This is a genomic window from Pseudomonas sp. NPDC090233 (genome assembly GCF_044772285.1).
Taxonomy (GTDB): domain Bacteria; phylum Pseudomonadota; class Gammaproteobacteria; order Pseudomonadales; family Pseudomonadaceae; genus Aquipseudomonas.
On record NZ_JBIVYQ010000007.1, the window covers coordinates 335,950 to 362,288 of the forward strand.

Consider the following 26,339-nt stretch of genomic DNA (forward strand, 5'->3'; position numbering starts at 1 on the left):
CGCGGCTGAAGCCGCTCCTACAGGTACCCCACTGAACCTGAGGACAGTGGGGTACCTGTAGGAGCGGCTTCAGCCGCGAAAGGGCCGGACCTGACGACGCAGATTACTCGTCGTCAGCAGTCCCGTCAGCTCGCCAATAAGCTGCAGCCTTGAGGGAATCTTCCGCAGCCCCTTTCTCCAGCAGCAGCGCCTTGGCCTGGCGGGTCAGCGCTTTTTCCAGCGCCACCCAGCTATACAGCTTGCCATCAGGCAAATTCAGCCCATGCAGCAATGCCAGCAGATCTTCACTGCGCTTGACCCAGATGACCTCCACCTCAGCCTTGCTCGGCAGCGGCTGGCGCTCGTGCTCATCTTCGATCTGGATCACCGCCAGCACCCGGCGTCCTGCAGGCAGTTCCTCCAGACGCCGCCCGATCGCCGGAATGGCCGTCTCATCGCCAATCAGCAGGTAGCTGTCAAAGATATCCGGCACCACCATCGAAGCCCGCGGCCCGGCGATGTTCAGGGTCTGCCCTGGCGCAGCTTGCGCCGCCCAAGTCGACGCAGGGCCGTCGCCGTGCAGCACGAAGTCGATGTCCAGCTCATTGGCAATCAGGTCGATCCGCCGTGGCGTGTACTCGCGCATGGTCGGCCGGGCACCGCCGTCGCGGCCCAGGTTACGGGCGTCGATGGCCTGTTGCTGTTCGGCGGTTTCGGCGAACAGCAACTTGATGTGGTCGTCCGTGCCAAGGCTGGTGAAACCTTGCAGTTCTTCGCCGCCAAGGGTGATGCGGCGCATGCGCGGGGTCAGGTCGGTGACCCGCAACACGTGCAGGCAACGTTGGCGGATTTCGTGGTTGACGCGGTGGATGGTGTCACTCATGGGAATTCTCCATGGCAGCTTGAGCCGGCCCGGAGGCAATGGCCTTGGCGGTTTCGTTGAGCAGCGTGCGAACCCGTTCGATTTCTTCCGGGGGCCAGCGGCCGCTGTGCATGTGCAGGGCATGGCGCAAGTTGCCGACTGCTTCATGAATCTCTGGCGGGCGGTCGTGGCCACGCAGGGCGCGCTTGCTGACTTCGATGCGCATGCGCACGCCGTCGAGGGCGACGACCTGATCGGCGAGGGCGCTGCGGCCGGCTGCGGTGATGGCGTAGAGGCGTTTGCTGCCATGCACCTGGCCGCTGATCAGCTCGGCTTCTTCAAGAAAATTGAGGGTCGGGTAGATGACCCCAGGGCTGGGCGTATAGCTGCCGTCGAACAGGTTTTCGATCTGGCGAATCAAGTCGTAGCCATGCCCCGGTTGTTCGGCCAGAAGGGACAGCATCAGTAGTTTCAGGTCACCCGGAGCGAATACCCGTGGGCCGCGCTCACCGCGGCTGGGACGACGCTCGAAAGGGTCATGGGCGGAGTGGTCACGCATGTAGATGAGGCTCCGAGTGGTTAGATATATCGCAAGATATTACTCAAGATATATCTAAACACAAGCCATCAAATGCTGATGATTATCATCTAGATCTTCGATTGATCACTGGTATGCATCGCCACCTGTGGCGGTTTGCATTCGTTGGGGTTGCCCGGTTCCAGATAGGGCATGAGGATCGGCGCCATGCCCTTGAGCACCTGAACCGGCAGCGCCGAAGTGAACTTGAACGCCTCGGCCGAGCGCCCGGGGACGAAGGCGGTCAACGTGCCGAAGTGGTTGTCGCCGAGGAAGAATACGAAGGTGGCGGTCCGGTTAAGTGAACGTGAGCCTATGAGCCGGCCGCCGGTGCCGAAACTTTCGATGCGGTTGTCGCCGGTGCCGGTCTTGCCGCCCATCACCAGCGGGGTGCCGTCATGCAGCTTGAAGCTGCCGGAGATACGCCGCGCCGTGCCCGCGTCGACCACTTGCGACATCGCCCCCTTGAGCGCCCGGGCCACTTCCACCGGAAGAATCCGCACGCCACGGTCGGGGTCGCTGTTCAGCTTGGTTTCGTAAGGTGTATCGGCGGCGAAGTGCAGGGTGTCGATGCGCAGGGTAGGCAGGCGCACGCCGTCATTCTGGATGATGCCCACCAGTTCGGAGAGCGCCGCCGGACGGTCGCCGGAGCTGCCAATGGCGGTAGCCAGCGACGGCACCAGATGGTCGAACGGGTAACCCACGCGTTTCCAGCGCTGGTGAATGTCGAGGAAGGCTTCGATCTCGACCATCGTGCGGATGCGGCTGTCACGGGCGCCCTGATGGCGGCTCTTGAACAGCCAGCCATAGACTTCCTGGCGCTCGAAGCGGCTGGCATTGACCATCTCGGTCAGCGTTGCGCTGGGATTCTTCAGCAGGTAGCCGAGCAGCCAAAGGTCCAACGGGTGGACCTTGGCGATATAGCCTTGGTCGGGCAGGTCGTATTTGCCTGGGCCGTAAGCTTCGTACATTTCCACCAGGCGGCCGTCGGTGAGTTTGGCCAGCGCTTTCTTGTCTTCCTTGCTATGGGCGCGGACGAACGCATTGAAGGTTTCCTGGCCGGCTTCAGGGAACAGGTAGCGGTGGACTGCCGCCAGGCGCTGCGGGGTGACGCGCATGCTGTCGAGGAAGGTGTCCAGGCGTTGTTGCGAAGTCTTGCGCTGGTATTTTTTCCAGAAGCGCATCAGGTAATTGGTGCCTTCCTTGTCGGCGAAACGGGCGAGGTACTCCTGGCGACGCGGGTCGGCGTCGTCCTTGAGCAGCGGCACGCGGTTGAACGGCTGCTGGTAGGTGACGTAGCGCACCAGGTCGCGCATCAGGCGGATGAACGGCAGGTTGATCGACTCGCGCAGGGCGTCCTTGAGCGTCGGGTTGCGGCTGTTGTCTTCCTTGCGGAAGTTGTTGAACACATGCATGCCGCCGCCGGTGAAAAAGGCTTCGCCGGTGTTGGCCGAATACTTGCGATCGAGCGCGGCGTCGAGCATGGCGTCCAGGCTCTGGTTCTTGCTGTTCTGCGCCAGCCATTCGAGCGACCACTGGGTGATGCGGTCGAGCTCGGCGACTTCGACTTTCTTGAGCTCCGCGGCAGGCTTGCCGGCGTACTTGTCGTGCAACTCGGCGATGATCTCCAGGTAGGTGGTGAGCACCCGCAGCTTGGCCGTCGAGCCCAGTTCCAGCTTGCTGCCTTCGTTGATGTCGAACGGCTGATCGGTGCTGTCGGTCTGCACCCGCACCCGTGAGCCATCGGCGGTGCGCTCGAACAGGGTGAAGCTGTAGCGCACCTGGTCGGTGGTCTTGGTGGTCAGCAGGCGCTCGCCGATCAGGCCCATCTGCGCAGCGAACTCAGGGTCAGCGAGGTTCTTCAGGTATTGACTGGCCTGCAACTGCAGATCGGCCTGCAAGGTACTGGTGGCTGAGACGTCGAGGCGGTCGAGGTCGTACAGCGGGCGGTTGAGCATGGCCGCCAGGCGGTTGCGCGCCAGGCTGATGCCTTTGTTGGTGATGATCGGCACGATGGTCGGCTGTGCCACCCAGTCGCGGTACACCGCTTTGCTGGCCAGCGCCGCCTCGGCCAACGGGCGATCGACGATGCCGTTGGCGGCGAGTACGCGGATGTGCGAGTCGGTGAGCTCGGCAAGCTCCACTCGGCCTTTGGACAGGTAATGCGAAGGGCCGCGTTGGGCGATCATCAGCGACAGTACCTGGCGCAGGGCCAAGCCGCGAGCGGCCATGCTGTCGGCGTCAGTCGCAGTTGAAGTCAGGGCCTGGTTGACCTGGTCGAAGTCGGCGCCGTACCACACCCGCAGGCCTTCGGCCATGCCATGCACTTCGCCGTGGCCAGGCACCGCCGACAGCGGCACGCTGTTCAGGTAGTCACGCACGATACGCTGGCGGGCCTCGGTGGTGTCGGGGCCACCCTGGTAGGCGCGCACACTGGCGGAAATCATCTGGCGGATCTTCTCGGCGCCGGAGACCGTCAGGCCATCCGGTGAGTGGCGGTACTTCTCCAGTTGGGTGGCCAGGGTGCTGCCGCCGGCGGACTGGCCGGGCAGCGCCAGGTATTTGGCGATCTGGCTGTAGGCCGCCTTGGCGAAGCGCGGCCAGTCGACCGCCGGGTTGTTTTTCGGGTCTTTCGGGTCGAGCAGGTCGCGGTTCTCGATGAACAGCAGGCTGTTGACCATCACCGGTGGAATGGCGGCGAAGTCCGGGTACAGGTGTTGCGGGTAGTTGTATTGGTACAGCGTGTCACCGCGGCAATCGGTGATCGACAGGCCGGCCTGGATTTTCTCGATGTAGGGCGCGAACAGGCCATGATCGACGTAGTTCATCAACGCTGGGGAGAAGTGCACTTGTTCGCTGATCAGGTAGTCGCGCTTGAGCAGGCGTGGCAGGAATTCGCCCAGCGCGCTGTAGCCCAGGCGCTTGTCGAACGGCCCTTCGCCCGGGTAGACGATGGCGTCGCTCGGGCCGGGTTGCAGCGAATAGGTCAGGGTGGTGGCCAGCTTGCTGAATTCCCGCGACTGCAGGTCGGAGGTGCGGAATTCGTCATAGGCGGCAAAACCGATGGCGACGATCGCCACCAGCAGGATCAGCAGGATCAGCCGCCACCACAGCCGACGCTGACGGGGGGACTTGGGTTGTGGCGTCTCGGCCAGAGGTGCTTCGGGTGCTTCCGTTCCGGTTGGTTCCGATTGCCACAGTGCGCCCATAATCTTCAATCCGGCCAGGTACTTTTCGTCTTGCTTGTCTGAAGCTTAGACGCTGACGGCAGGAGGTGAAAAATTTGTAGGAACTGCAGAAATCCAAAGTCGGATATGCGCCTTTGGTGTGGGTTTCTTCCTACGTTGATATTGATAGGGTGGCTGGGCAGAACGGTGGACGGCACTTACGCCCCGGATTTCTCGCCAAATTTCTACGTATTTACAGTGAAAAGCCCTACAGCGGGCTTCCTATACTGCTCGACCCCTTCGCCATGCCAGACGCTCTAGTCCGGCATACGGGCCGGCCCACAAGGCCAGCCTGGCAAGCCAACGCCTCGCCTATCGGCGAGGTCGGTGCTGCACGAAGGTCAAATCCAATAACAAAATGAGGTTGTATTGCTATGCCAGTCGGCAACCCCCCTGCCCATGGCGAGACCGCACAAGGCGGCCCGCTAAAGCGTGAACTGGGCGAACGGCACATCCGCCTGATGGCGCTGGGCGCCTGCATCGGTGTCGGTCTTTTCCTCGGTTCGGCCAAAGCCATTGAAATGGCTGGCCCCGCGATCATGCTTTCCTACATTATCGGTGGCCTGGCGATCCTGGTGATCATGCGCGCCCTTGGCGAGATGGCCGTGCACAACCCGGTCGCCGGCTCGTTCAGCCGTTATGCCCAGGACTACCTCGGCCCGCTGGCGGGCTTCCTCACCGGCTGGAACTACTGGTTCCTGTGGCTGGTGACCTGCGTCGCGGAAATCACCGCGGTGGCCATCTACATGGGTATCTGGTTCCCCGACGTGCCGCGCTGGATCTGGGCCTTGGCGGCACTGGGCAGCATGGGTGCGATCAACCTGATCGCAGTCAAGGCGTTTGGCGAGTTCGAGTTCTGGTTCGCCCTGATCAAGATCGTCACCATCATCGCAATGGTCCTGGGCGGCATTGGCATCATCGCCTTCGGCTTCGGTAACGACGGCGTGGCGGTCGGTATCGGCAACCTGTGGAGCAATGGCGGCTTCATGCCCAATGGTGTGACTGGCGTGCTGATGTCGCTGCAGATGGTGATGTTCGCCTACCTGGGCGTCGAAATGATCGGCCTGACCGCTGGCGAAGCCCGCAACCCGCAGAAAACCATCCCGCAGGCCATCGGCTCGGTGTTCTGGCGCATCCTGTTGTTCTACGTCGGCGCCCTGTTCGTGATTCTGTCGATCTACCCGTGGAACGAAATCGGTAGCCAGGGTAGCCCCTTCGTCATGACCTTCGAGCGTCTCGGCATCAAGACGGCGGCCGGCATCATCAACTTCGTAGTCATCACTGCGGCATTGTCGTCCTGCAACGGCGGCATCTTCAGCACCGGGCGCATGCTCTACAGCCTGGCGCAGAACGGCCAGGCGCCCGCCACGTTCGCCCGCACCTCGAAAAACGGTGTGCCGCGCAACGCGCTGCTGCTGTCGATCGGTGCCTTGCTGCTGGGCGTGTTGGCCAACTACCTGGTACCGGAAAAGGTGTTCGTCTGGGTAACCTCGATCGCCACCTTCGGTGCGATCTGGACCTGGGTGATGATCCTGCTGGCGCAGATCAAGTTCCGCGCCGGGCTTTCGACGGCCGAAAGCAAGGCTTTGAAGTACCGCATGTGGCTGTGGCCGCTGAGCTCCTACCTGGCACTGGCCTTCCTGGTACTGGTGGTGGGCCTGATGGCGTACTTCGAAGATACCCGCGTGGCGCTGTATATCGGCCCGGCGTTTCTGGTATTGCTGACCGCCTTGTATTACACCTTCCGCCTGGCGCCGAAGGAGCAGCAAGCGGTCCCGAGTACCGCTTCCTGATTCGAAAAAAACCTTGGGGCCGCGAAAGCGGCCCCAATCTTTTCAGGCCGCCACCTCACTGTTGGGCTCGAAACTGTCGGCCCGCGCCAGCTGCCACATCCGCGAATAAAACTGTCCATTGACCTCGCCGGTGAGCAATTCGCCCGGTTTGAGGAACACATGCATCTGCGAGAACAGCTTGATCTCGGTGGCCGAAACACGTCTGACCAGGTGCTTGGCCTCTAGTTGTGCCGGATGCTCCAGGCCTGCCGCCGCGAGCATCTCAGCCAGTGCGCGCAGGGTGTTGTGGTGGAAGTTCAACACCCGCTGGGCTTTATCCGGCACCACTAGTGCACGCTGACGCAATGGGTCCTGGGTGGCGACACCGGTAGGGCATTTGTTGGTGTGGCAGCTCTGCGACTGGATACAGCCGATGGCGAACATGAAGCCACGCGCCGAGTTGGCCCAGTCGGCGCCGATGGCCAGCACGCTGGCAATGTCGAAAGCACTGACGATCTTGCCGCTGGCGCCCAGCTTGATCTTGTCGCGCAGGTTCAGGCCGACCAGGGTGTTGTGCACGAACAGCAAGCCTTCACGCAGCGGTACGCCGATGTGGTCGGTGAACTCCACCGGTGCCGCGCCGGTGCCGCCTTCCTTGCCGTCGACGACGATGAAGTCGGGCAGAATGCCGGTTTCCAGCATGGCCTTGGCAATGCCCATGAACTCCCACGGGTGGCCCAGGCAGAATTTGAAGCCCACTGGCTTGCCGCCGGACAGCTCACGCAGCTGGGCGATGAACTGCATCATCTCGATGGGCGTGGAGAAGGCGCTGTGGCGCGAAGGAGAGATGCAGTCCTCACCCATGAGAATGCCGCGGGTTTCGGCAATTTCCTGGGTGACCTTGTGCTTGGGCAGGATGCCGCCGTGGCCGGGCTTGGCGCCTTGGCTCATCTTGATTTCGATCATCCGCACCTGCGGGCTGCGCGCCTGGGCGGCGAAGCGCTCGGGGTCGAAGCGCCCGTCCGCCGTGCGGCAGCCGAAGTAGCCGCTGCCCAATTCCCATACCAGGTCGCCACCGTGTTCGCGGTGATAGGGGCTGATGCTGCCTTCACCGGTGTCATGGTGGAAATTGCCCAGCTTGGCACCCTGGTTGAGGGCGCGGATGGCATTGGCGCTGAGCGAGCCGAAGCTCATGGCGGAAATGTTGAAGATTGATGCCGAATAGGGCTGGCTGCACTGCGGCCCGCCGACGATGATGCGAAAGCTTGCCGGGTCGGCCAGCGGCGCCGGGCGCATGGAGTGGCCGATGAATTCGAAGCCGGACTCGTACACGTCGATCAGCGTGCCGAAAGGTTTATCCGAAGCTTCGTTCTTGGCTCGCGCATACACCAGTGAGCGCTGGGCGCGGGAGAAGGGCAGGGCGTCGCTGTCGGCCTCCAGCAGGTACTGGCGGATCTCCGGGCGGATGCCCTCGACCAGGTAGCGGATGTTGCCAAGGATCGGGTAGTTGCGGCGCACCGCGTGGCGCTGCTGCAGCAGGTCGAACAGGCCGATCAGGCTGAGCACTGCGGTGGTCAGGGTGAACGGCCACAGCCATTCGTGATGGAGGAACGGCAGGCTCGCCAGGGTGAACAGCACACAAGCGGCAAACACTGCGTAGCGACTGAGAAGTGACAGGCTCATACGGGGTCCTTACGATGGCGCGGTCAGGCTCAGGGCCTGGGGGCAAACCCCGACCATAGCCCGGTTGTGCGGCGCTGAAAATGAAATTCGGGGTATCGAAAATCATTCTCATAACCTTCGCGCGACTGCACCGCAAACCCTGTGGGAGCGGCTTTAGCCGCGAAGCGGGCGACGCGGTAGATGGCACCGGCTTCGCCGGTGTTCGCGGCTGAAGCCGCTCCTACAGGGAGTAGCGGCTTCAGAACGTATCGCGCAGAAGCTTCAGTCGCCAAGATTGTTGATCTTCGGGCGAAGCCTCGGCCAGGAATACGTAGCGCCCGGCAATCCGCACCGCCACCGGTACACCGTCGCAGTACAGCAAGCGGTTACCGCCCACTGCGGGCACTTTCGCCCCAGGCAACAATGACCCAATCAGGTTAAGCGGGTCGCTGGCACTGACCACCACCAGCGCGCCGTCCAATTCCCGACGTCGCACTTGGCGCAGCAACCCGACCGCTTCCGGCAAGGCAAACTGCTCCCCGGCCAACCCGGCAATGAAGCGCCCGCCGCGAATCTCGCCACGCGCCTCCAACCGGTGGTAGCAGCGCAGCAGGTCGCGCCAGGGTGGCAGCACATCGCTTTCCCGCTCCAGCAGCCGCCAGCAGATCACGCCATAACGGCGCAACAGGCTACGGGCGATATGTTCCAGGCGCTGGCCTTCGTCCACCGCGGCGGCGGCCCTGCGCAACAATGCCCAGCGTCCCGCATGGGCCATGCTGCTGGACATCGGTGAGTGGCCGCGCCTGCTGGTGCGCGATGAGCGTTTTGCTGCTGGCGTAATCAGGCTACGCAGGCCGGTGAAACTGTCGGCACCCACCAAACCGGCGCCCACCAGCGCTTGCAAGGCCGTTTCCAGTTCGCTGGGCAATAGACGGGCTTCGTGCGTAAGTTCGTCGAAGAACAGCGCCCCCTGCGTTTGCAATACCTCATGCACGCGTTGCGCACGGGGGGGCAATTCATCCAACGTCGGAGCAGGTGCCAGGCTGCGCCAAAGCGCCAGATGCTCACGCGGCAGCAGCACCAGCGGCGTGCTGGCCAAGGTGGTGCTGGCGACCGTGGTCGCCAGGCGGCTCCAGGCAAACTGCCCGCTGCGGCAGGCATCATCGAGCCAGTGCGGGCTGTAATCCTTGATTCGCGCTGGCAGCAGTTCCGCCTCCCAGGCACCGGCAGCCACGGGAAAGCCCTGCAACTGCTCGAGTACTTCAGCCACTGCCTGCGGCCCGCGCAAGCGTTCGTCGCTTGCCAGGTGCTGCCAATCGAACAGAAAACGCATGAAGTCCTGCAGGCTGACCGGCTCGATTTCCCGGCGCAGGCGTTTCACGGTATAGCGATGGATGCGCGCCAGCAGGTGGCGCTGGCACCACTGCTGCTGAGCTTCCCCAGGGCTGAAATGGCCCCGCAGCACATAGCCTTCCGCTTCCAGGCGAGCCAAGGCCTGTTCGACATGCGCTTCGGGTTTGCCGATGGGTGCGGAGATCTGCGCCAGGGTCAACGGGCCGTAGCCGCTCAGGCGGGCGCGCAACAGCTCAGTCAACGCACTGTCCGGGTCGATGGGCTGATCGAAGCCAGCAAGCACATCGAGCGCAGGCTCCAGGCGTGCATGCGGATACAGCGCTTGTAGCAGGTACTGGCGCTCGCGCGCCAACCACAGCTGTTCAACGGGCAGGCGCAACGCCCGACCGGCCTTGGCCAGCTGTCTGAGCAACAAGTCCCAGCTGGGATTGGCCTGCACTTCGCGATGGCTGATGGCGCCGAGGCTCATCAAGGCTTCATGCATCTCGTCTGTGCTGCTGGGTTGCGGCCAGGCCTCGGCCTCGACGGCGCTGATCGCGTCGGCATCCAGCGCGCCCAGGTCATCGCTGCTGTGTACCTCGTTCCAGCGCCGGTTGAGCACCGCCTGGGTACGGCGTTCTTCCAGCGGAGCATCATCGAGGAAGGCGTAGGGCCTGGCGTTGAGAATGGCCGATGCCAGCGGCGAGGGCGCGGGCAGGTCGCGGCAAAGGAGGCGTATCTCGCCGTTTTCCATGCGCCGCAACAGGGCCAGCCAGCCTTCGCTGTCCATCGCTTCGTGCAGGCAATCGTCGAGGGTCTGTTCGACCAGCGGGTGATCGGGGATCTGCCGTTCACCGGCGATGTTTTCCAGGCAGGCGATCTGGTCGGGGAACACGGCGGCGATCAGGTCCTCGCTTTTCATGCGCTGGATCTGCGGCGCGACCTTGCGCCCCCCCACAAAGCGCGGCAGCGCCATTGCAACGGCGGCGTTCCAACGCCAGCGCACGCCGAACAAGGGTGCGTCGAGCAGCGCCTGGATCAACACCTGCTCGGCGTTGCGGATGGACAGGTAGCGCCAGACTTCATCCAGCTCGAAACTGTGGCTGGTGGACAGCGACAGCACGATGGCATCTTCGCTGGCCGCAGCCTGCAATTCGAAATTGAACGTGCGGCAGAAGCGCTTGCGCAAGGCCAGGCCCCATGCGCGGTTGAGGCGGCTGCCGTAGGGTGAATGGATGATCAACTGGGTGCCGCCCGACTCATCGAAAAACCGCTCCATCACCAGCGTCTGCTGCGAGGGCAGGGCGCCCAGCACCTCGCGGGTGCGCCCCAGGTAATCGAGCAGTTGGCTGGCGCAGGCCTCTTCCAGCGCATAGGCACTGTGCAGCCATGCCATTACTGGAGCGAGCTCGCCGTTGCTGAACCCCAGTTGCTCATCGATGCGTGCCTGCAGGCGGGCCACGGCAGCCGACAGCTCGTCGCTGCGCCCCGGCGCCTCGCCTAGCCAGAACGGAATGGTCGGCGGCAGCCCATGGGCGTCCTCGACCCGCACTCGACCGGCCTCGACCCGCACGATGCGATAAGAGGCATTGCCCAGCTGGAAGATGTCGCCGGCAATGCTTTCCACGGCAAAGTCCTCGTTGACGCTGCCAATGTTCAGCGCTTGCGGCTCCAGAAGCACGGCGTAGTCGGCGGTTTCCGGAATGGTGCCACCACTGGTCAGGGCGGTCAGTTGGCTGCCCCTCCGGCCTCGTAAAGTACCGCTGACCGCATCGCGGTGCAGGTAGGCACTGCGCACACCCTGGCGGCCGTTGTAGCCTTCGGCGAGCATGCGCAGCAGCGCCTGGTAATGCTCGATGTCGAGTTCGGCGTAGGGCGTTGCCTGCCGCAGGCAGTCGAACAGCGCCTGCTCCTGCCAGGGCTGGTTGCTGGTTTCGGCGACGATCTGCTGGGCCAGCACGTCCAGCGGGGCCTTGGGGATCTGCAACTGGTCGAGCTCGCCCTGACGTACGCAGTCGAGCAGGGCGGCGCACTCGATCAGGTCATCGCGCGAGGTCGGGAACAGGCGCCCTTTGGGGATGCCTTCGACCTGGTGGCCAGAGCGGCCGACCCGCTGCAGGAAGGCGGCAATCGAACCGGGTGAGGCGATCTGGCAAACCAGGTCGACATCGCCGATATCGATGCCCAGCTCCAGCGACGCCGTGGCCACCAGTACCTGCAGCTGGCCATTCTTCAGGCGCTGCTCGGCATCCAGACGCAGCTCTTTGGCCAGGCTGCCGTGATGCGCGGCCACGGCCTCCTTGCCCAGGCGATCGCTGAGGTGGCGGGTGAGGCGTTCGGCCAGGCGCCGAGTGTTGACGAAGACCAGGGTCGTGCGGTGTTCGCGGGCCAGGTCTGCCAGGCGGTCGTAAACCAGGTTCCACACGTCCGTTGCCATCACCGCGCCCAAGGGCACTGGCGGGACTTCGAGGGCCAGGTCGCGCTGGCGTGCGTGGCCGATATCAACGATGGCGCAGGGGCGCTGGTGGCCGACCAGAAACTGCGCCACCCGCTCCACAGGCCGTTGGGTGGCGGACAGGCCGATGCGGCGCAGCGGCCGCCCGGCAAGCACTTGCAGGCGCTCCAGGGTCAGCGCCAGATGCGCGCCGCGCTTGTTGCCGGCCAGGGCATGGATTTCATCGACAATCACCGTGTGCACGCCGGTCAAGCCCGCGCGCCCCGATGCCGAGCCCATCAGCACATAGAGCGACTCCGGCGTGGTCACCAGAATGTGTGGCGCGCGTTTGCGCATGGCTGCGCGTTCTTTCTGAGGTGTATCCCCGGTGCGCACGGCCGTACTGATGCGCGGCGCCTTGAGGCCCTGTTCTTCGAGTGCCTGACTGATGCCTTCGAGCGGCGCCTGCAGGTTGAGGCGGATGTCGTTGGACAGGGCCTTGAGCGGAGAGACATAAACGACCTGTGTCTGCGCGGGCAATTCACCGCCCTGTTCGAGACCTTGTCGAAACAGCTCGTCGAGCACCGCGAGAAACGCACTCAGGGTTTTGCCCGAGCCGGTCGGTGCGGCCAACAGCATCGATTGGCCGGCATGGATCAAGGGCCAGGCACGCGCCTGGGCGTCGGTGACCGTGGCGAAATGGCGACGGAACCAGGTGCCGACGGCGGGGTGGAACAGCTCCAGCACAGGGTGCTGATGGGCGGGCAGGTTCATGTCTTGGTTATGGCGGCTGGCTGGCGGCTTGGCAAGTGGCCGTTCGTCTGTCAGCAGGTCGGTTGCCCTGATTCCGTCATCATGTGATCCTTGCCCGCCCCGAATCGCACGAGAATAACCGCATGCCTGACACCATCCGTATCGCCGCCGCCCTGTTGATCGACCCGCAAGGCCGCACCCTGCTTGTGCGCAAGCGCGGTACCCTGGCGTTCATGCAACCAGGCGGCAAGATCGATGCCGGTGAGTCGCCGGTAGAGGCGCTCGTACGTGAGCTGCACGAGGAGCTTGGCCTGCGTATCGACCCGGCCCAGGCCGTACACCTGGGGCGCTTCAGCGCACCAGCCGCCAATGAGCCCGGCTTCGAAGTACAGGCCGAGTTGTACCGTGTCGACAGCGCCGAGGCCGTGGTCCCGGCGGCTGAAATCGAGGAAGTGGTATGGCTGGCGGCTGACGAGGCGCCGGTCATGGAGCTGGCGCCACTGACCCGCGACCTGATCCTGCCGCTGTACCGCCAGGCCGTCAGCGTACCGCGCTGACCCCGTCGAGGGTGGCGAACGACGTGTCCTTGGCGGTCAGCAGGAAGTCACGCATGTACGGTGCATCGAGCATGTCGGTGCGCACCGCCGCGTAGAGCGTGGCGAACAGGCCTTTCTCGCCCAGGCGTTTGCCCTTCACGTAACCGCGCGAGCTGTACTCGTGCAGCGCCCAGTGCGGCATACCGCACACACCGCGGCCGCTGGCCACCAGCTGCATCATCATCACCGTCAGCTCCGACGTGCGCACTGCGGCCGGTTCGATGTCGGCCGGCTCCAGGAAGCGGGTGAAGATATCCAGCCGGTCGCGTTCCACCGGGTAGGTGATCAGGGTCTGGTCCAGCAGATCCTGGGGCACCATGTAGGGCTTGCTGGCCAGCGGATGCTGGTTGGCCACGGCGAGCATGGCTTCATAGGTGAACAGCGGCACATAGGTGATGCCGGCGAGGTCGAGGGGGTCGGAGGTGACCACCAGGTCCAGGTCGCCACGGGCCAGAGCGGGGAGCGGGGCAAAGGCGAAGCCCGAGGCCAGGTCCAGCTCTACTTCCGGCCAGGCATCGCGGAACTGATCGATGGTCGGCATCAGCCATTGGAAGCAGCTGTGGCATTCGATGGCCATGTGCAGGCGCCCGGCGGTACCGCCGGCCAGGCGCGCGATGTCACGCTCGGCGCCGCGCAGCAGCGGCAGGGTGGCATCGGCCAGTTGCAGCAGGCGCAGGCCGGCGCTGGTGAAGCGGATCGGTTTGCTCTTGCGCACGAACAGCGGCAGGCCCAGGCGTTCTTCCAGTTCCTTGAACTGGTGCGACAGCGCCGATTGGGTCAGGTGCAGCCGCTCTGCGGCCTCCACCAGGCTGTCAGCCTCGCGAAGGGCATGAAGGGTTTTCAGGTGGCGCATCTCCAGCACGGCTGACTCCGAGAGATAATTGTGTAGTAAGCAGGGATGAGTTGAGTTTCTCTCATGTTGCCCAAGCTGTCGACTGGACGTTGCGCCGCACCGCTCGGCAGGGTTCATCAAACTGTCACTGAACTGTGGCAGCGCGCCCGAATTAAATTCATCAGACTCGCGCTCTACTGGGGATCTGCATTCTGGTGTTTCTTTCATGCGGGCTTTTTTGCTGTTTTTCTTATTTCTTGTCAGCGTGCCGGCGACGTTCGCCGATCAGCGTTGTGATGCTCATGTACCGGTTCAACGGGCTGAGCTGGGTGACCTGAGCCTGGTTTACCAGAGCGTCGGTGCGCCTCGCGATCCGGCATTGCTGCTGGTGATGGGCCTGGGTGGGCAATTGATCCACTGGCCGGACGATGTGGTCGAGGCCTTGTGCCGCCAGGGTTTTCGGGTCATTCGTTATGACAATCGCGATGTCGGACTGTCACGGTGGAACCAGCTGCCACCTTCGGCAAACCTGACGGTCGAACTGCTGCGCTACAAGTTGGGTTTTCCAGTTGCAGCGCCCTACACCCTGACCGACATGGCGGGAGATGGGCTGGGCCTGATGGATTCATTGGGCATACGGCAATTTCATGTATTGGGTGTCAGCATGGGCGGCATGATCGCCCAGCACATGGCGGCGATGGCGCCGGAGCGGGTACGTAGCCTGACGCTGGTGATGTCCAGTTCTGGCGCAGCGGGTTTGCCGGCGCCGGACCCTGCCCTGGTGCAACTGTTGGCGCGTCGAAGCGCACCGAATCGGGAAGTGGCCATCGAGCAGCAGGCTGACCTGCTGGCGGCCCTAGGCAGCCCGGAGGTACGCGATGACCGGGCTGCACTGTTACAGCAGGCTGCGCTGGCGTATGACCGAGCGTTCAACCCCGATGGCGCCAAACGCCAGATCATGGCGATCCTCGCTGAACCAAGCCGGGTAGCGCTGCTGAACCAGTTGCGCGTGCCGACCCTGGTGGTGCATGGCACGGCCGATCCACTGCTGCCGGTGATGCATGGGGTGCACTTGGCGGCGCATATTCAAGGAAGCCAATTGCGGCTGATTCCGGGGCTGGCGCATCGTTTCCAGGAGCAGTTCAAGGCGCCGTTGCTGGGGGCGGTGCTGCCTTACCTGCAGTCGCATCGGCAGGATGTCACGCATATTGCTGGTCTTTGAACACCTCAGTGGGAGCGGCTTCAGCCGCGAAGCAAGCGACGCGGTGGATGGCACGGGCTTTGCCGGTGTTCGCGGCTGAAGCCGCTCCCACGGGGATCTCAGCCAAGCCCGTACTTCTTGACCTTGTCGAACAGCGTGGTCTTGGCCATGCCCAGCTCCTGGCTGGCCTGGCTGAGGTTGCCGCCGGTACGTTGCAGGGCGTCGCTGAGCAGGTTGCGCTCGAAGGCTTCAACCGCCTCGGCGAAGCCCAGGCCCTGGCTGGCGCCACCGCTCGGGCCTTTCTTGAAGGCTGGCAAACCCAGGGCATAGCGCTCGGCCACGTTGCGCAACTCACGCACGTTTCCGGGCCAGTCGTGGGCCATCAGGCGCGACAAGGTCTGGCTGTCCAGCGTCGGTGTCTCGCGGTCGAAGCGCAGCGCCGACTGCTGCAGAAAATGTTCGAACAGCTGCAGGATGTCTTCGCGGCGCTCGCGCAGCGGCGGCAATTCCAGAGTCACCACGTTCAGGCGGTAATACAGGTCGCTGCGGAAGTGTCCGGTCTGGCCGAGGGCATCGAGGTCGGCCTTGGTTGCGGCAATCACCCGGCAATCGACCGCAATGCTCTGGTTCGAGCCCAGACGCTCCAAGGTGCGCTCCTGCAGTACCCGCAGCAGTTTGATCTGCAGGTTGATCGGCATGCTCTCGACTTCGTCGAGGAACAGCGTGCCGCCATTGGCGTGTTCGATCTTGCCGATGCGGCGCTTGCCCGCGCCGGTGAAGGCGTTGGCTTCGTGGCCGAAGATCTCGCTTTCGAAGAGGTTTTCCGGCAGGCCGCCGCAGTTCAGCGCGACGAAGGGCTGGCCCTGGCGTCGGCTGAAGTCGTGCAGGCATCGGGCAACCAGTTCTTTGCCGGTACCGGTCTCGCCTTCGATCAGCACGTTGGCCGAAGTGTCGGCAACGTTGGCGATCAGTTCCCGCAAGTGTTCCATCGCGGGCGAGCGGCCAATGATGCGGCCCTCCAGGCTGCTCTGCTCGACCAATTGGCGGCGCAGGGCCACCACCTCACGCGACAGCCCGCGCTGTTCCAGGGCGCGGCGCACCACGTCGACCAGGCGTTCCGGCGAAAAAGGCTTCTCCATGAAGTCGTAGGCGCCGTTGCGCATGGCACCGACCGCCATGTCGATATCGCCATGGCCGGTGATCAGCACCACCGGCAGGCTGCGATCACGTGCCTTGAGGCGGTTGAGCAGTTCCAGGCCATCAATGCCTGGGAGGCGGATGTCGCTGACGACGATGCCGGCGAAATCATCGCCGATGCGTTCCAGGGCCTGCTCGGCGCTGCCCACACCTTCGCAGGCAATGTCTTCCAGGGCCAGCGCCTGTTGGCAGCCGAGCAGCACATGCGGGTCGTCTTCGACGATCAGGACAGTAAGTGGCGCTTGGTTCATGGGAGCTCTGCCGATTCGTTGGGAGGGGAGACCAGCGGCAGGGCGAGGACGAAGGCCGTCCCGCCGCTGACCGGGTGCTCGACGTTGAGGCTGCCCTTGGCAGCGGCGGCAAGGCTCGCCGACAGGGTAAGGCCCAGGCCCAGGCCGTGCTCGCCCGGTTTTGTGGTGAAGAAAGGTTCGAACAGATGCTTGCGCGCCTCGGCATCGATGCCGTGGCCATTGTCGCGCACTCGCAGGCGATACTTGTCGCCTTGCAACTCGCCCTCCAGCCACAGTTCAGGCAGTGGCACGGTGGACATGGCGTCGAGGGCGTTGCCGATCAGGTTAACCAGAATCTGCTCAAGGCGGGTCTGGTCGATGGCCAGCTGCTGGTCATCGAACTGGCTGTGCAGCTTCAGGTGGCAACCGCTGATGCGGTTGGCCAGCACCTGCAAGCTGGCCTCCACGGCCTTGGCCAGCGAAGCCTGACCACTGTCGTCGCCACGCCGGGCGAACGAGCGCAGGCTGGCGGTGATGCGGCCCATGCGGTCGATCAGGTCGTTCATGGTGCGCAGGTTGGTGCTGGCGGTTTCCAGGGCGCCGCGTTCGAGGAAGCGCACGGTGTTGCCGGACAAGGTGCGCAGCGCCGCCAGCGGCTGGTTGAGTTCGTGGGCAATGCTGGTGGACATCTGCCCGATGGCCGCCAGCTTGCCCGCCTGCACCAGTTCGTCCTGGGCATGACGCAAGGTCTGCTCGGCGTGGCGGCGCTCGCGGATCTGGCCTTTGAGGCGTTCGTTGCTGGCGCGCAGGTCGGCGGTGCGGTCGGCGATGCGCCGCTCCAGCTGGCTGTTGGCTTCTTCCAGCGCCTCGCGGGCGGCCAGGCGGGTGGCGATTACCTTGCGCCGCTCGTTCCAGGCGATGGCGAGAATCGCCAGCAGGGCGAACGCCACGCCGACCAGGATGCCTTGCACCATCGATTCGCGGCGCAGGTCTTGCAAAGGGGTGAGCAGGGTGAAATGCCAGGGGGTATCGACCAGGCGCCGGGTTTGCGCGAGGTACGCCACCTCGTGGGGTTTGCCGTGGGCGGTTTCGCTGTTGGCCGGGAAGGTCAGTTTCTCTACGCCATCGGCTAACGTCTCGCGGGCCAGCGGCTGCAGCTCGTTGAGCGGCCACCAGTAATATTGCAGGCTGCGCGCCAGGCGTTCCTTGATCTGCGGGGTCAACGGACGCACCGATTTCAGCCGCCGCGCCGGGTCGCTGGACAGGATGATGATGCCATTTTCATCGCTGACGAAGGCTTCCAGGCGGGCGCGTTGCCAGCGCTCCTCCAGGGTGTCGAGACGCACCTTGATCACCGCCACGCCAATGATCTTGCCGTGTTCTTCAAGGCCGTGGGCCAGGTAGTAGCCCGCTTCGCCCGTGGTGCTGCCGATGCCGTAGAACCGGCCCGGCTCACCGCGCACGGCGGTCTGGAAATAGGCACGGAACGACAGGTCCTCACCGAGGAACGAATCGGCATCGCGCCAGTTGCTGGTGGCCTGTACCCGGCCATTGGTATCGAGGACGAAAATCGCCCGGCTGCGGCTACGGCGGTTGAGGCCTTCGAGGTATTCGTTGACGGCCTGGCGGGGGCCGCCGTCAGGGTCGGTCAGCAGCTGCGAGACGCTGTCTTCCAGCTCCAGCAGGCTGGGCAAGTAGGTGTACTTGCTGATTTCGCTCTCGACCGTGCGCGCGTGCAGCTCAAGCGCGCGCTCGCCGTTTTCGCTGAGGGTGCGGATGCCGTTGCTTTCGCTGATCAGGTAGCCAGCCATCCCCAAGCCGACCATCAGCAGGATGATCAGGGGCGGCAACAGCAATTGGCGGATCAGGCGGGATTTCACGGCAGGCTTGGCAGGGAGAAGGAGCGAGGGGTCGCATTTCATCACAGTGGCCTTGTCACGACCAGCATCCGCTGCCCGGAGGATCCCGGGGCAGCGGAAACAGTGGCCGACTTAGTGTTGCAGGATCTTGCTGAGGAAGTGCTGGGTGCGTTGGTCGCGGGCACCTTGGTCACCGAAGAACTCTTCCTTGGTGCAGTCCTCGATGATGCTGCCCTTGTCCATGAAGATGACCCGGTTGGCGACCTTGCGCGCGAAGCCCATCTCGTGGGTCACGCACATCATGGTCATGCCTTCGTGGGCCAGTTGCACCATCACGTCCAGTACTTCGCTGACCATTTCCGGGTCCAGTGCCGAGGTCGGCTCGTCGAACAGCATGACGATCGGGTCCATGGCCAGCGCGCGGGCAATCGCCACACGTTGCTGCTGGCCACCGGAGAGCTGGCCGGGGTGTTTCTTGGCGTGGGAACTGAGGCCAACGCGATCGAGCAGGGCCAGGCCCTTCTTGGTGGCTTCCGCCTCGCTGCGACCGAGGACCTTGCGCTGGGCGATGGTCAGGTTCTCGGTGATGGTCAGGTGCGGGAACAGTTCGAAGTGCTGGAACACCATGCCCACGCGTGAACGCAGCTTCGGCAGGTTGGTCTTCGGGTCGGCGATGGAGGTGCCATCGACCACGATGTCGCCCTTCTGGAACGGCTCCAGCGCGTTGACGCACTTGATCAACGTGGATTTACCCGAGCCCGACGGGCCGCAGACCACCACCACTTCGCCTTTCTTGACCTCGGTGCTGCAGTCGGTCAGTACCTGGAAGTCGCCGTACCACTTGTTGACGTTCTTGATGGAAATCATACGGTGATCCTTTTTTGCAGGCGCTTGACCAGCCACGAAGCGGAGAAGCTGATGAGGAAGTAGACGACCCCGGCGAAGATCAGGAACTCATGGGAGCGCCCGATGATGTCGCCGTTGGAGCGTGCCGAGTTGAGGAAGTCGACCAGGCCCACGGTGTACACCAGCGAGGTGTCCTGGAACAGGATGATGCTCTGCTGCAGCAGCAGCGGGGTCATCTTGCGGAACGCCTGGGGCAGGATGATCAATCGCATGGTCTGCGCGTAGTTCATGCCCAGCGCTTGCGCGGCGCCCATCTGGCCTTTGGAGATCGACTGCACGCCGGCACGCACGATTTCACAGAAGTACGCGGCCTCGAACATCATGAAGGCGACCACGCAGGAGGTGAAGGCACCCACCGGGGTGTCCTCGCCGGTGATCCAGCGCAGCACGAATGGTACCGCCAGATAGAACCAGGTGATCACCAGCAGCAGCGGGATCGAGCGGAAGTAGTTGACGTACGCGCCAGCCACCCGCGACAGCAGCTTGCTCGACGACAGGCGCATCAGGGCCAGGATGGTGCCCAGCGCGATACCGCCAACCACGCCCATGACCATCAGCTTGAGGGTCATGACCATGCCTTCCCAGAGGGCGGGCAGGGCTGGGATGATTTCGCTGAAATCCATTTCCATTTACTTGCCCCCCACGGAAATCAGGCCAGGTACGGCGACCTTCTTCTCGACCATGCGCATGAGCAGCATCAGGCCCATGTTCAGGGTGAAGTAGATCAGGGTGGCCAGGGTAAATGCCTCGAACAGGTTGGCGGAAAACTCGGCGGTCTGTTTGGTCTGCGCGAGCAGTTCCATCAGGCCGATCAGCGAGGCCACCGAAGAGTTCTTGAAGACGTTGAGGAACTCGGAGGTGAGCGGCGGAATGATGATCCGGTACGCCTGCGGCAGCAGCACGTTGTTATAGATCTGCGGCAGGCTGAAACCCATAGCGCGGGCAGCGGCTTCCTGGCCCTTGGGCAGCGCCTGGATACCGGTACGCACCTGTTCGCAAACCCGTGCGGCGGTGAACAGGCCTAGGCAGATGACCACGCTGATCAAGGCCGACGTAGTCGGGTTGAGGTCTTGCTTGAACCATTCCTGCAGGCCTTCGGGCAGCAGGTCTGGTACCAGGAAATACCAGATGAACAGCTGCACCAGCAGCGGCACGTTGCGGAACAGCTCCACGTAAGCCGTGGCGATACCCGATACCAAGCGGTTGGGCACGGTACGCATGACGCCGAGGACAGACCCCAGCAACAGCGCGATGATCCAGGCGGTGATGGCGATGGCGATGGTCCAGCCCAGGCCGGTGATGTACCAGTCCAGATAGGTTTCGCTGCCCACGCCGGTGGACTTGAAGAACACGCCCCAGTCCCAGTTGTAATTCATCGGGATTTCCCCTCAGACGGTTGTTTCACGGGCACCTTCGAGCATCCGGGGGCGCTTGGCGCCCTCGGATGAAAGGTTAGACACTAATGAGTAGCCTGCAGAATTGATTCGTGTGCTTGCGCACCAGGCCACTATCTGAGGATCAGGACTTCTTCTCGTCCGCGGCCTTGTCGGTCGGCTCGGCGATCAGTTTTTTCAGCTCATCGCTCATCTGGAACTGCAGGTTCAGGCCTTTTGGCGGGATTGGCTGCATGAACCACTTGTCGTAGCTCTTGTTGACTTCGCCCGACTTGAAGTAGCCGACGATGGCCTCGTCGACCGCTTTCTTGAACGCGGCATCTTCCTTGCGCACCATGCAGCCGTAAATCTCGTACGACTGTGGGGTGCCGGTGATGACCCAGTCGGACGGCTTGCGCGCCTTGGCCATTTCACCGGCCAGCAGGGCGTCGTCCATCATGAAGGCCACGGCGCGGCCGCTTTCGAGCATGTTGAAGGCTTCACCGTGGTCCTTGGCGGAAATCACGTTCATCTTCATCTGCTTGTCGGCGTTCATCGCCTTGAGGATGCGCTCGGAAGTGGTACCGGCGGTGGTCACTACGTTCTTGCCGGCCAGGTCCGGAAAATCTTTGTAGGACGGCTGACCATCCTTGACCTTGGTCAGCAGGCGCGTGCCGACTTCGAAGATGCCAACAGAGAAGCCGACTTGCTGCTGGCGCTCGACGTTGTTGGTGGTGGAGCCGCACTCGAGGTCAACGGTGCCGTTTTGCACCAGCGGGATGCGGGTCTGGGAGGTGACCAGGTTGTACTTGACCTTGATGTCAGTACCCAGTTGCTTCTTCAGGGCTTCGACCACGGCCAGCTGGATGTCGTGGGAGTAGCCCACGGGCTCCGGCTTGCCAGCCAGGTAGGAAAACGGAATGGAGGAGTCGCGGTGCCCCAGGGTGATGGTGCCCGAGTCCTTGATCTTCTTCAGGGTGCCGGTCAGTTCTTCGGCCATGGCGGGCGAAGCGATGACCGCGGCCGCGATGGCGGCGCCCAGCAATTGACGAACGATACGCATCAAATTTTCCTCGACGTGTTTGTTTTTTTTATGGAGCCGTTGGCGGACTCTTTCGTTCAACGAATACCGCAAGAAGCGAGAGCATTCGGCTACCAAGTGTAGAGCATGAGTCGTGCCAAGCCCTCCATTTCATGATAACGGCCCGAAAACCGAGAGGTTCAAGGGTTTTTCAAGAATCGCGCAAGTAAATGGCGAACGAGTATCCGAACGAACATCTGATTTATGTTCGGAAAACCGAATGAGTGTGACAGGGCTACAAGATCTAAGTAATGCCACGCCCAGCGTGCAGCAAGGTGTGATGGGGCAACATTCCACGGAGCCTACCCATGACCTCGGCTGCATTCGATCCCGATTCTATCGACACTTTCATTGCACAACAGTTACCCCCCTGGCTCGTCGCTGGTGACAAGTCCGAACGCCTGATTGCCCTGCACGCGGCGCTGGTCAGACAAGAAGAGGCATCGCGTCGCCTGGGGGCGCTCATCGATGCCATTCCGGCGCCGCACGATTTTGCCGAGCCGTTGTTGCACGCGGCGCTGGCTCAGCGTGGCGTCGCAGGGGTCGACCTGCGCCGTGGCACCTTGCATCTCTTCCAGCGGGTCCAGGCACCCACTGCCGCACCCAACTTGCCAAGGCGCGAGATCGAGCGCAGAACATCGCGCAGGTTGCTCGCCGCGGCGCTGCACAACTTCCATGTGAGCGAAACACGGCCTTCGATGTTGCTCAAAGGGGAGCTGCGCCATGCCAATGGCAGCAAGATACCGATGGGTTTCAATGCTTTCGCCGGCCTATGCCGCAGCGTGGACGTGGGCAGGCAGTATCAGGCATTGCTCGAATCGCGTCTGCGGCCGCTCGACCCACCGGGGCACGCTCCGGGCCAGTCAGCCCGAGCGGTGGAGCAGCTGTTCGAAGATAGCCAGCAAGCGCACTTTGAAGTGGCGATGCGTATCGCCGCGCTCAAAGGCATCCTCGACGAGCAGACCTTCTTGCGGCTATTGCCACTGTTCCCCGGTAAATCGCGGGTGCCTGCGCTGCCGGGGCAGATCGATGCCCGCCAGCTGTACTTGTTGGGCAAATGTATCCGTGGCGTCGTGACGCTGGAGGTACGCGCCGACGCCGAGGCAGCTGTGCAAGGGGTGATCGCCTGGGTTCCGGGAGATCCGCAGCAGGCAGTGTCGCATTTTACCTCCTGGCAGGCGCTGTATAGCGCACTGGGCCAACGCCTGCGTGACGCGGATTACCGGAAATTCTTCTACCGGTTCCTCACTGAGCGTGATCGGGTTGGTTTTGCGCAGGCCTTGCTTGAGCAGGTCGCCAACCCTGCCTCGCAGGTGGAACTCGATGGGCGCAATCTAGCGATCGCCACGCCGTTGCGCCCGCACCTGCGCGCCCTGCAGATCGAAAAGATGTTCGACGATGCGCGCGTCCTCGCGGTACCCACGGGAGATGAGGACGCAGAGGACCGACACCAGCGTCTGGAAGCATACACGGAGCTGGGTTATGGCTTGCTCGGGCTTGCTGCCCTGTTCGTACCGGTGTTGGGTGAAGTCTTGCTGGCGGTGACAGCGGTGCAGGTTGCCGATGAGGTTTACCAGGGGTATGAAAGCTGGAAGATCGGCGACCGCAAGCAAGCACTGGAGCATGTGTTCAACGTGGCGCAGACGGTGCTGGTCAATGCCTTGATCGCCAAAGCCAGCTCGGCGGGGATCCAGGTATTCGAGCGTTTCGCGGCGGTGGATGAACTGACCCCCGTGCGCCTCCCATCCGGTGCCGTTCGGCTCACCCGCGCGAGCATTCAACCACAATATGCCGAAGGCGACGGCCTGCTCATTCGCCGCTTCGGTGCAAGCTTGGCCGATGTGAGTGACACGACCGCTGCACAGCTGATGGAAACGACAGGGTTGCAGCCGGACACCTTGCGCCGCTTGCTTGCCGAAGAGGCGCAAGCGCCTTCCAGGTTGGTCGACGCCCATGCGCTGCATCAGGCCCACGAGCAACAGCCCGAACTGCGTGGCGCTGCCCTGGACGCCATGTTGCGCGAGCGCTGGGCGGTGCCGCTCAGCGAAGAAGCCTTGCTGATGCGCCAATTCCCGATGCTGTCTCAACGGGGCGCTCGCGAGGTGCTGGAGCAGACCTCCAGTACCGAGCAGCAAAGGCTGATGGACACCCGGCGCATTCCCCTGAGCGTGATGGAGCGCGTGCGTTGGCAGCTGCGCGAAAGCCGCATCGACCGGGCCTGTGCAGGGTTACGCCTGGATCGGGCAGCCAACGCCGATACCGAGCAGCTTGCCCTTGGCCTGATCGAAAAACTGGCACCCTGGCCCGAGGCCATGCGCATCGAAGTGCGCGAAGGCAGCCAGTCGGGTGAGCTGCGCGCTTCCTGGGGCGCGGCGCAGGCTGGTGACGTCGCGCTGATCGTGCGTCAGCCGGCTGGCTACGCCGTGCAGGCTGGGGGAGGTGACGCCGGCACACTGTTAGGTAGCTTCATGCAGTGCATGAGCGCGCCGCAGCTGCTGACCCTGGCCAGTGCTGCGCTGGATGAGCAGGCGCTGGGCGAGCGGCTTGCCCGGCTTGCGCGGTTGGATCGCGGCCAAGCGGCCGACCTGATCGGCCTGGTGCCGATAGGTCGAGGTTGGCGCCCCCCTCGTCGTTTCGGCGACGGCCGCCTCGGGTACCCCTTGAGTGGCAGGCCTGAGAGCAGCAGGCAAGCAATCCGGCGCGGCATTCATCAGATTTTCCCCACCCTCGACGATGAACAGATGCAGGCCTATCTGCTGGACAGGATGAATCGACGCGTCGAGCTTTGGCAGCATTATGCTGAGCTGCGAGATCAGCTGGGCCATCTGCGCAGTGCTCTGGACGACTGGCGGGGCAGCTGGCTTCATCCACGTGATGCCTTGCGTCGGCAGCGAGTGGCCAATGAGTTTCGCCGAAGCTGGCGACGAAAGATCACCAACGAGGGCGGCGAGTATGTGCTGTTCGTCGAGGGGGAGCGCGTCGGCAGTTTGCCCACCTTACCCCAGGGCATCAGCTACGGCCATGTCGTGCGGCTGGCACTGCGTGACATGGAGCTGACCGATATCGACAGTGATTTCTTGTCACGCTTCCCCAACCTCGTGGAGTTGGACCTCACCGGTAACCGGCTGGCATGGATACCTCAGGGGGTCGAGCGTTTGACCCAACTGAGGCAATTGCGCCTGGCGCATAACCAGATCGAGCTCAACAATGCAGGTAACCAGCGCCTGGCGGCGCTGCGGGGCCTGCGGATGCTGAACCTGAGCCACAATCCATTGGGCCAAGCGCCAGACCTGTCACGGTTGATCAATCTCACCCATGTCAGCCTCAGGGCGACCGGTTTGCGTGAGCTCCCCTCGCGATTACCGGAATGGGCCGTATTGGATCTTCGGGGCAATCAGATCCGCCAGGTACGTGAGGATCTGGCATCCCTGCGTGGGCGTATTGCCACCCTGTCACTGCACGATAATCCATTGGACCCGGCCAGTGCGGCCTTGCTGGATGAGGCTGCTGGCGGTGTGGAGGCTGGTCAGCGTGGCAGTGTGGCGTATCGTCACCAGCCGGTCGGTACGCAGTTACGAGACATCTGGATGGGGCAGGAATCGACCCCGCAACGAGTCCAGACCTGGCAACGTTTACGTGAGGAGCCCGGCTCCCACGGGTTGTTCCAGTTTCTGGCAGACTTCGCTGCGCAGGGGGACTTCAAGAAATCGCCTATCCATTACCGAAGACGCATCTGGGACATTCTCGAATATTGTGAGCAACATCAAAGCATGCGTGCACGCTTGTTCGAGGAGGCCTCCGGTCCTCGCACCTGTGCGGATCAGTTATTGCTGATTCTCGATCAGATAGAGGTAAGCCTGGCCGCAGAGCGCCCCCTGGATCAAGTGCCCAGGGACCGACTTGACCGGGCGATCTGGAATCATGGCCGCGGGCTCTGGCGCCTGGATCAGGTGGATCAGTTGGCCCGCGAACACGAGCAATTACTCCTGCAGCGTGGGCGGCACATCGTGGACCCGGTCGAAGTGATGCTGTTCTTCCGGGTCAATCTCGCGCGCGAGCTGGAGTTGCCAGTACTCACGCGAAAGATGCACTACGCCGTTCACGCCCATGTGACGCGTGGCGACCTGCAAAGCGCCAGGGCGCAGGTGCTGGCAGCCGAGACCGATGAGGCGTTGATGGTTTCTCTGAGCGAGCGCCCCTTCTGGAAGCGAGAGGCGCTTCGGATCGCGCCGGGACGGTTCGATGAAGTCAATGAGCCGTTCTACAAACGGCTCGACCAGCTCAGTGAGGATGCTGCTGCAGAGCGGATCAATGAAGAAACCCTGAGAACACAAAGTACCGCGCTCAGCGCCGAATTCGAAGCAGCTCAGCAAGCACTGTTGCTCCCCCTGGCACGCGAGCTTCATCGACGGTTACATCCTTGAGCGCTCGCCCTGTCGCCATTTTTCAATGGCGGCAGGGCACTG

Annotated in this window: 16 protein-coding genes; 4 read left to right on the forward strand and 12 right to left on the reverse strand. The window is 63.2% G+C overall.

Going from position 1 to position 26,339, the window contains the following annotated elements; translation table 11 throughout:
* Window positions 1–103 precede the first annotated feature (103 nt).
* The 3 genes from ACIQUF_RS21320 to ACIQUF_RS21330 all read right to left on the reverse strand — a co-directional run bounded on the left by ACIQUF_RS21320 (window position 104) and on the right by ACIQUF_RS21330 (window position 4,627).
* Window positions 104–862, reverse strand: a complete 759-nt coding sequence (locus ACIQUF_RS21320) for a siderophore-interacting protein (RefSeq protein WP_403135110.1) — start codon at window positions 860–862, stop codon at window positions 104–106.
* Window positions 855–1,400 carry a PadR family transcriptional regulator gene (locus tag ACIQUF_RS21325; protein ID WP_403135113.1) on the reverse strand — a complete coding sequence of 182 codons (546 nt, stop codon included), beginning with the start codon at window positions 1,398–1,400 and terminating at the stop codon, window positions 855–857. The genes ACIQUF_RS21320 and ACIQUF_RS21325 overlap by 8 nt, the downstream gene beginning before the upstream one ends.
* An 89-nt stretch (window positions 1,401–1,489) precedes the next feature.
* Window positions 1,490–4,627: a transglycosylase domain-containing protein gene (locus tag ACIQUF_RS21330; protein ID WP_403135118.1), complete on the reverse strand. Its 3,138-nt coding sequence runs from the start codon at window positions 4,625–4,627 to the stop codon at window positions 1,490–1,492.
* A 392-nt stretch (window positions 4,628–5,019) separates the two neighbouring features.
* Here ACIQUF_RS21330 and ACIQUF_RS21335 point away from each other — a divergent pair, with 392 nt between their 5' ends.
* Window positions 5,020–6,438 (forward strand): amino acid permease, encoded by a 1,419-nt coding sequence (locus ACIQUF_RS21335; protein WP_403135120.1) that lies wholly within the window; start codon window positions 5,020–5,022, stop codon window positions 6,436–6,438.
* 42 nt (window positions 6,439–6,480) lie between these two features.
* Here the strand turns inward: ACIQUF_RS21335 and ACIQUF_RS21340 are convergent, their stop codons facing one another.
* Both ACIQUF_RS21340 and ACIQUF_RS21345 read right to left on the reverse strand, forming a co-directional pair.
* Entirely contained in the window at window positions 6,481–8,100 is a 1,620-nt protein-coding gene (locus ACIQUF_RS21340; RefSeq protein WP_403135122.1) for an FMN-binding glutamate synthase family protein, read from the reverse strand.
* A 238-nt stretch (window positions 8,101–8,338) separates the two neighbouring features.
* Window positions 8,339–12,619, reverse strand: coding sequence for a DEAD/DEAH box helicase (locus ACIQUF_RS21345; protein WP_403135125.1), 4,281 nt, complete (start codon window positions 12,617–12,619; stop codon window positions 8,339–8,341).
* Window positions 12,620–12,741: 122 nt separating this feature from the next.
* Between ACIQUF_RS21345 and ACIQUF_RS21350 the strand changes: the two genes are divergently transcribed.
* Window positions 12,742–13,155, forward strand: coding sequence for an NUDIX domain-containing protein (locus tag ACIQUF_RS21350; protein WP_403135127.1), 414 nt, complete (start codon window positions 12,742–12,744; stop codon window positions 13,153–13,155).
* On the opposite strand, the gene metR is transcribed toward ACIQUF_RS21350, so the two are convergent.
* Window positions 13,139–14,056, reverse strand: a complete 918-nt coding sequence (metR, locus tag ACIQUF_RS21355) for a transcriptional regulator MetR (RefSeq protein ID WP_400800395.1) — start codon at window positions 14,054–14,056, stop codon at window positions 13,139–13,141. The two genes, ACIQUF_RS21350 and metR, sit on opposite strands and share 17 nt — an antisense overlap.
* A 196-nt stretch (window positions 14,057–14,252) precedes the next feature.
* Here metR and ACIQUF_RS21360 point away from each other — a divergent pair, with 196 nt between their 5' ends.
* On the forward strand, window positions 14,253–15,248 hold the full coding sequence (locus tag ACIQUF_RS21360) for an alpha/beta fold hydrolase (RefSeq protein ID WP_403135129.1): 996 nt from the start codon (window positions 14,253–14,255) through the stop codon (window positions 15,246–15,248).
* 98 nt (window positions 15,249–15,346) lie between these two features.
* Here the strand turns inward: ACIQUF_RS21360 and ACIQUF_RS21365 are convergent, their stop codons facing one another.
* The 6 genes from ACIQUF_RS21365 to ACIQUF_RS21390 form a co-directional block, all read right to left on the reverse strand.
* Complete coding sequence (locus tag ACIQUF_RS21365) at window positions 15,347–16,675, reverse strand: sigma-54-dependent transcriptional regulator (RefSeq protein WP_403135131.1); 1,329 nt, start codon at window positions 16,673–16,675, stop codon at window positions 15,347–15,349.
* Window positions 16,672–18,576, reverse strand: coding sequence for an ATP-binding protein (locus ACIQUF_RS21370; RefSeq protein ID WP_403135134.1), 1,905 nt, complete (start codon window positions 18,574–18,576; stop codon window positions 16,672–16,674). Before ACIQUF_RS21370 ends, ACIQUF_RS21365 begins: the two co-directional genes overlap by 4 nt.
* Before the next feature lie 69 nt (window positions 18,577–18,645).
* Entirely contained in the window at window positions 18,646–19,380 is a 735-nt protein-coding gene (locus ACIQUF_RS21375; RefSeq protein ID WP_403135135.1) for an amino acid ABC transporter ATP-binding protein, read from the reverse strand.
* Window positions 19,377–20,048 carry an amino acid ABC transporter permease gene (locus ACIQUF_RS21380; protein WP_403135138.1) on the reverse strand — a complete coding sequence of 224 codons (672 nt, stop codon included), beginning with the start codon at window positions 20,046–20,048 and terminating at the stop codon, window positions 19,377–19,379. Before ACIQUF_RS21380 ends, ACIQUF_RS21375 begins: the two co-directional genes overlap by 4 nt.
* Window positions 20,049–20,795: an amino acid ABC transporter permease gene (locus ACIQUF_RS21385; protein WP_012051388.1), complete on the reverse strand. Its 747-nt coding sequence runs from the start codon at window positions 20,793–20,795 to the stop codon at window positions 20,049–20,051. It abuts the gene before it with no gap.
* Between the two features lie 142 nt (window positions 20,796–20,937).
* The gene (locus tag ACIQUF_RS21390) at window positions 20,938–21,855 is read right to left on the reverse strand and encodes a glutamate/aspartate ABC transporter substrate-binding protein (RefSeq protein ID WP_400800410.1); all 918 of its coding nucleotides are present in this window, start codon (window positions 21,853–21,855) and stop codon (window positions 20,938–20,940) included.
* Between the two features lie 326 nt (window positions 21,856–22,181).
* Here ACIQUF_RS21390 and ACIQUF_RS21395 point away from each other — a divergent pair, with 326 nt between their 5' ends.
* Window positions 22,182–26,297, forward strand: a complete 4,116-nt coding sequence (locus ACIQUF_RS21395) for an NEL-type E3 ubiquitin ligase domain-containing protein (RefSeq protein ID WP_403135144.1) — start codon at window positions 22,182–22,184, stop codon at window positions 26,295–26,297.
* The last annotated feature ends 42 nt before the right edge of the window (window positions 26,298–26,339 follow it).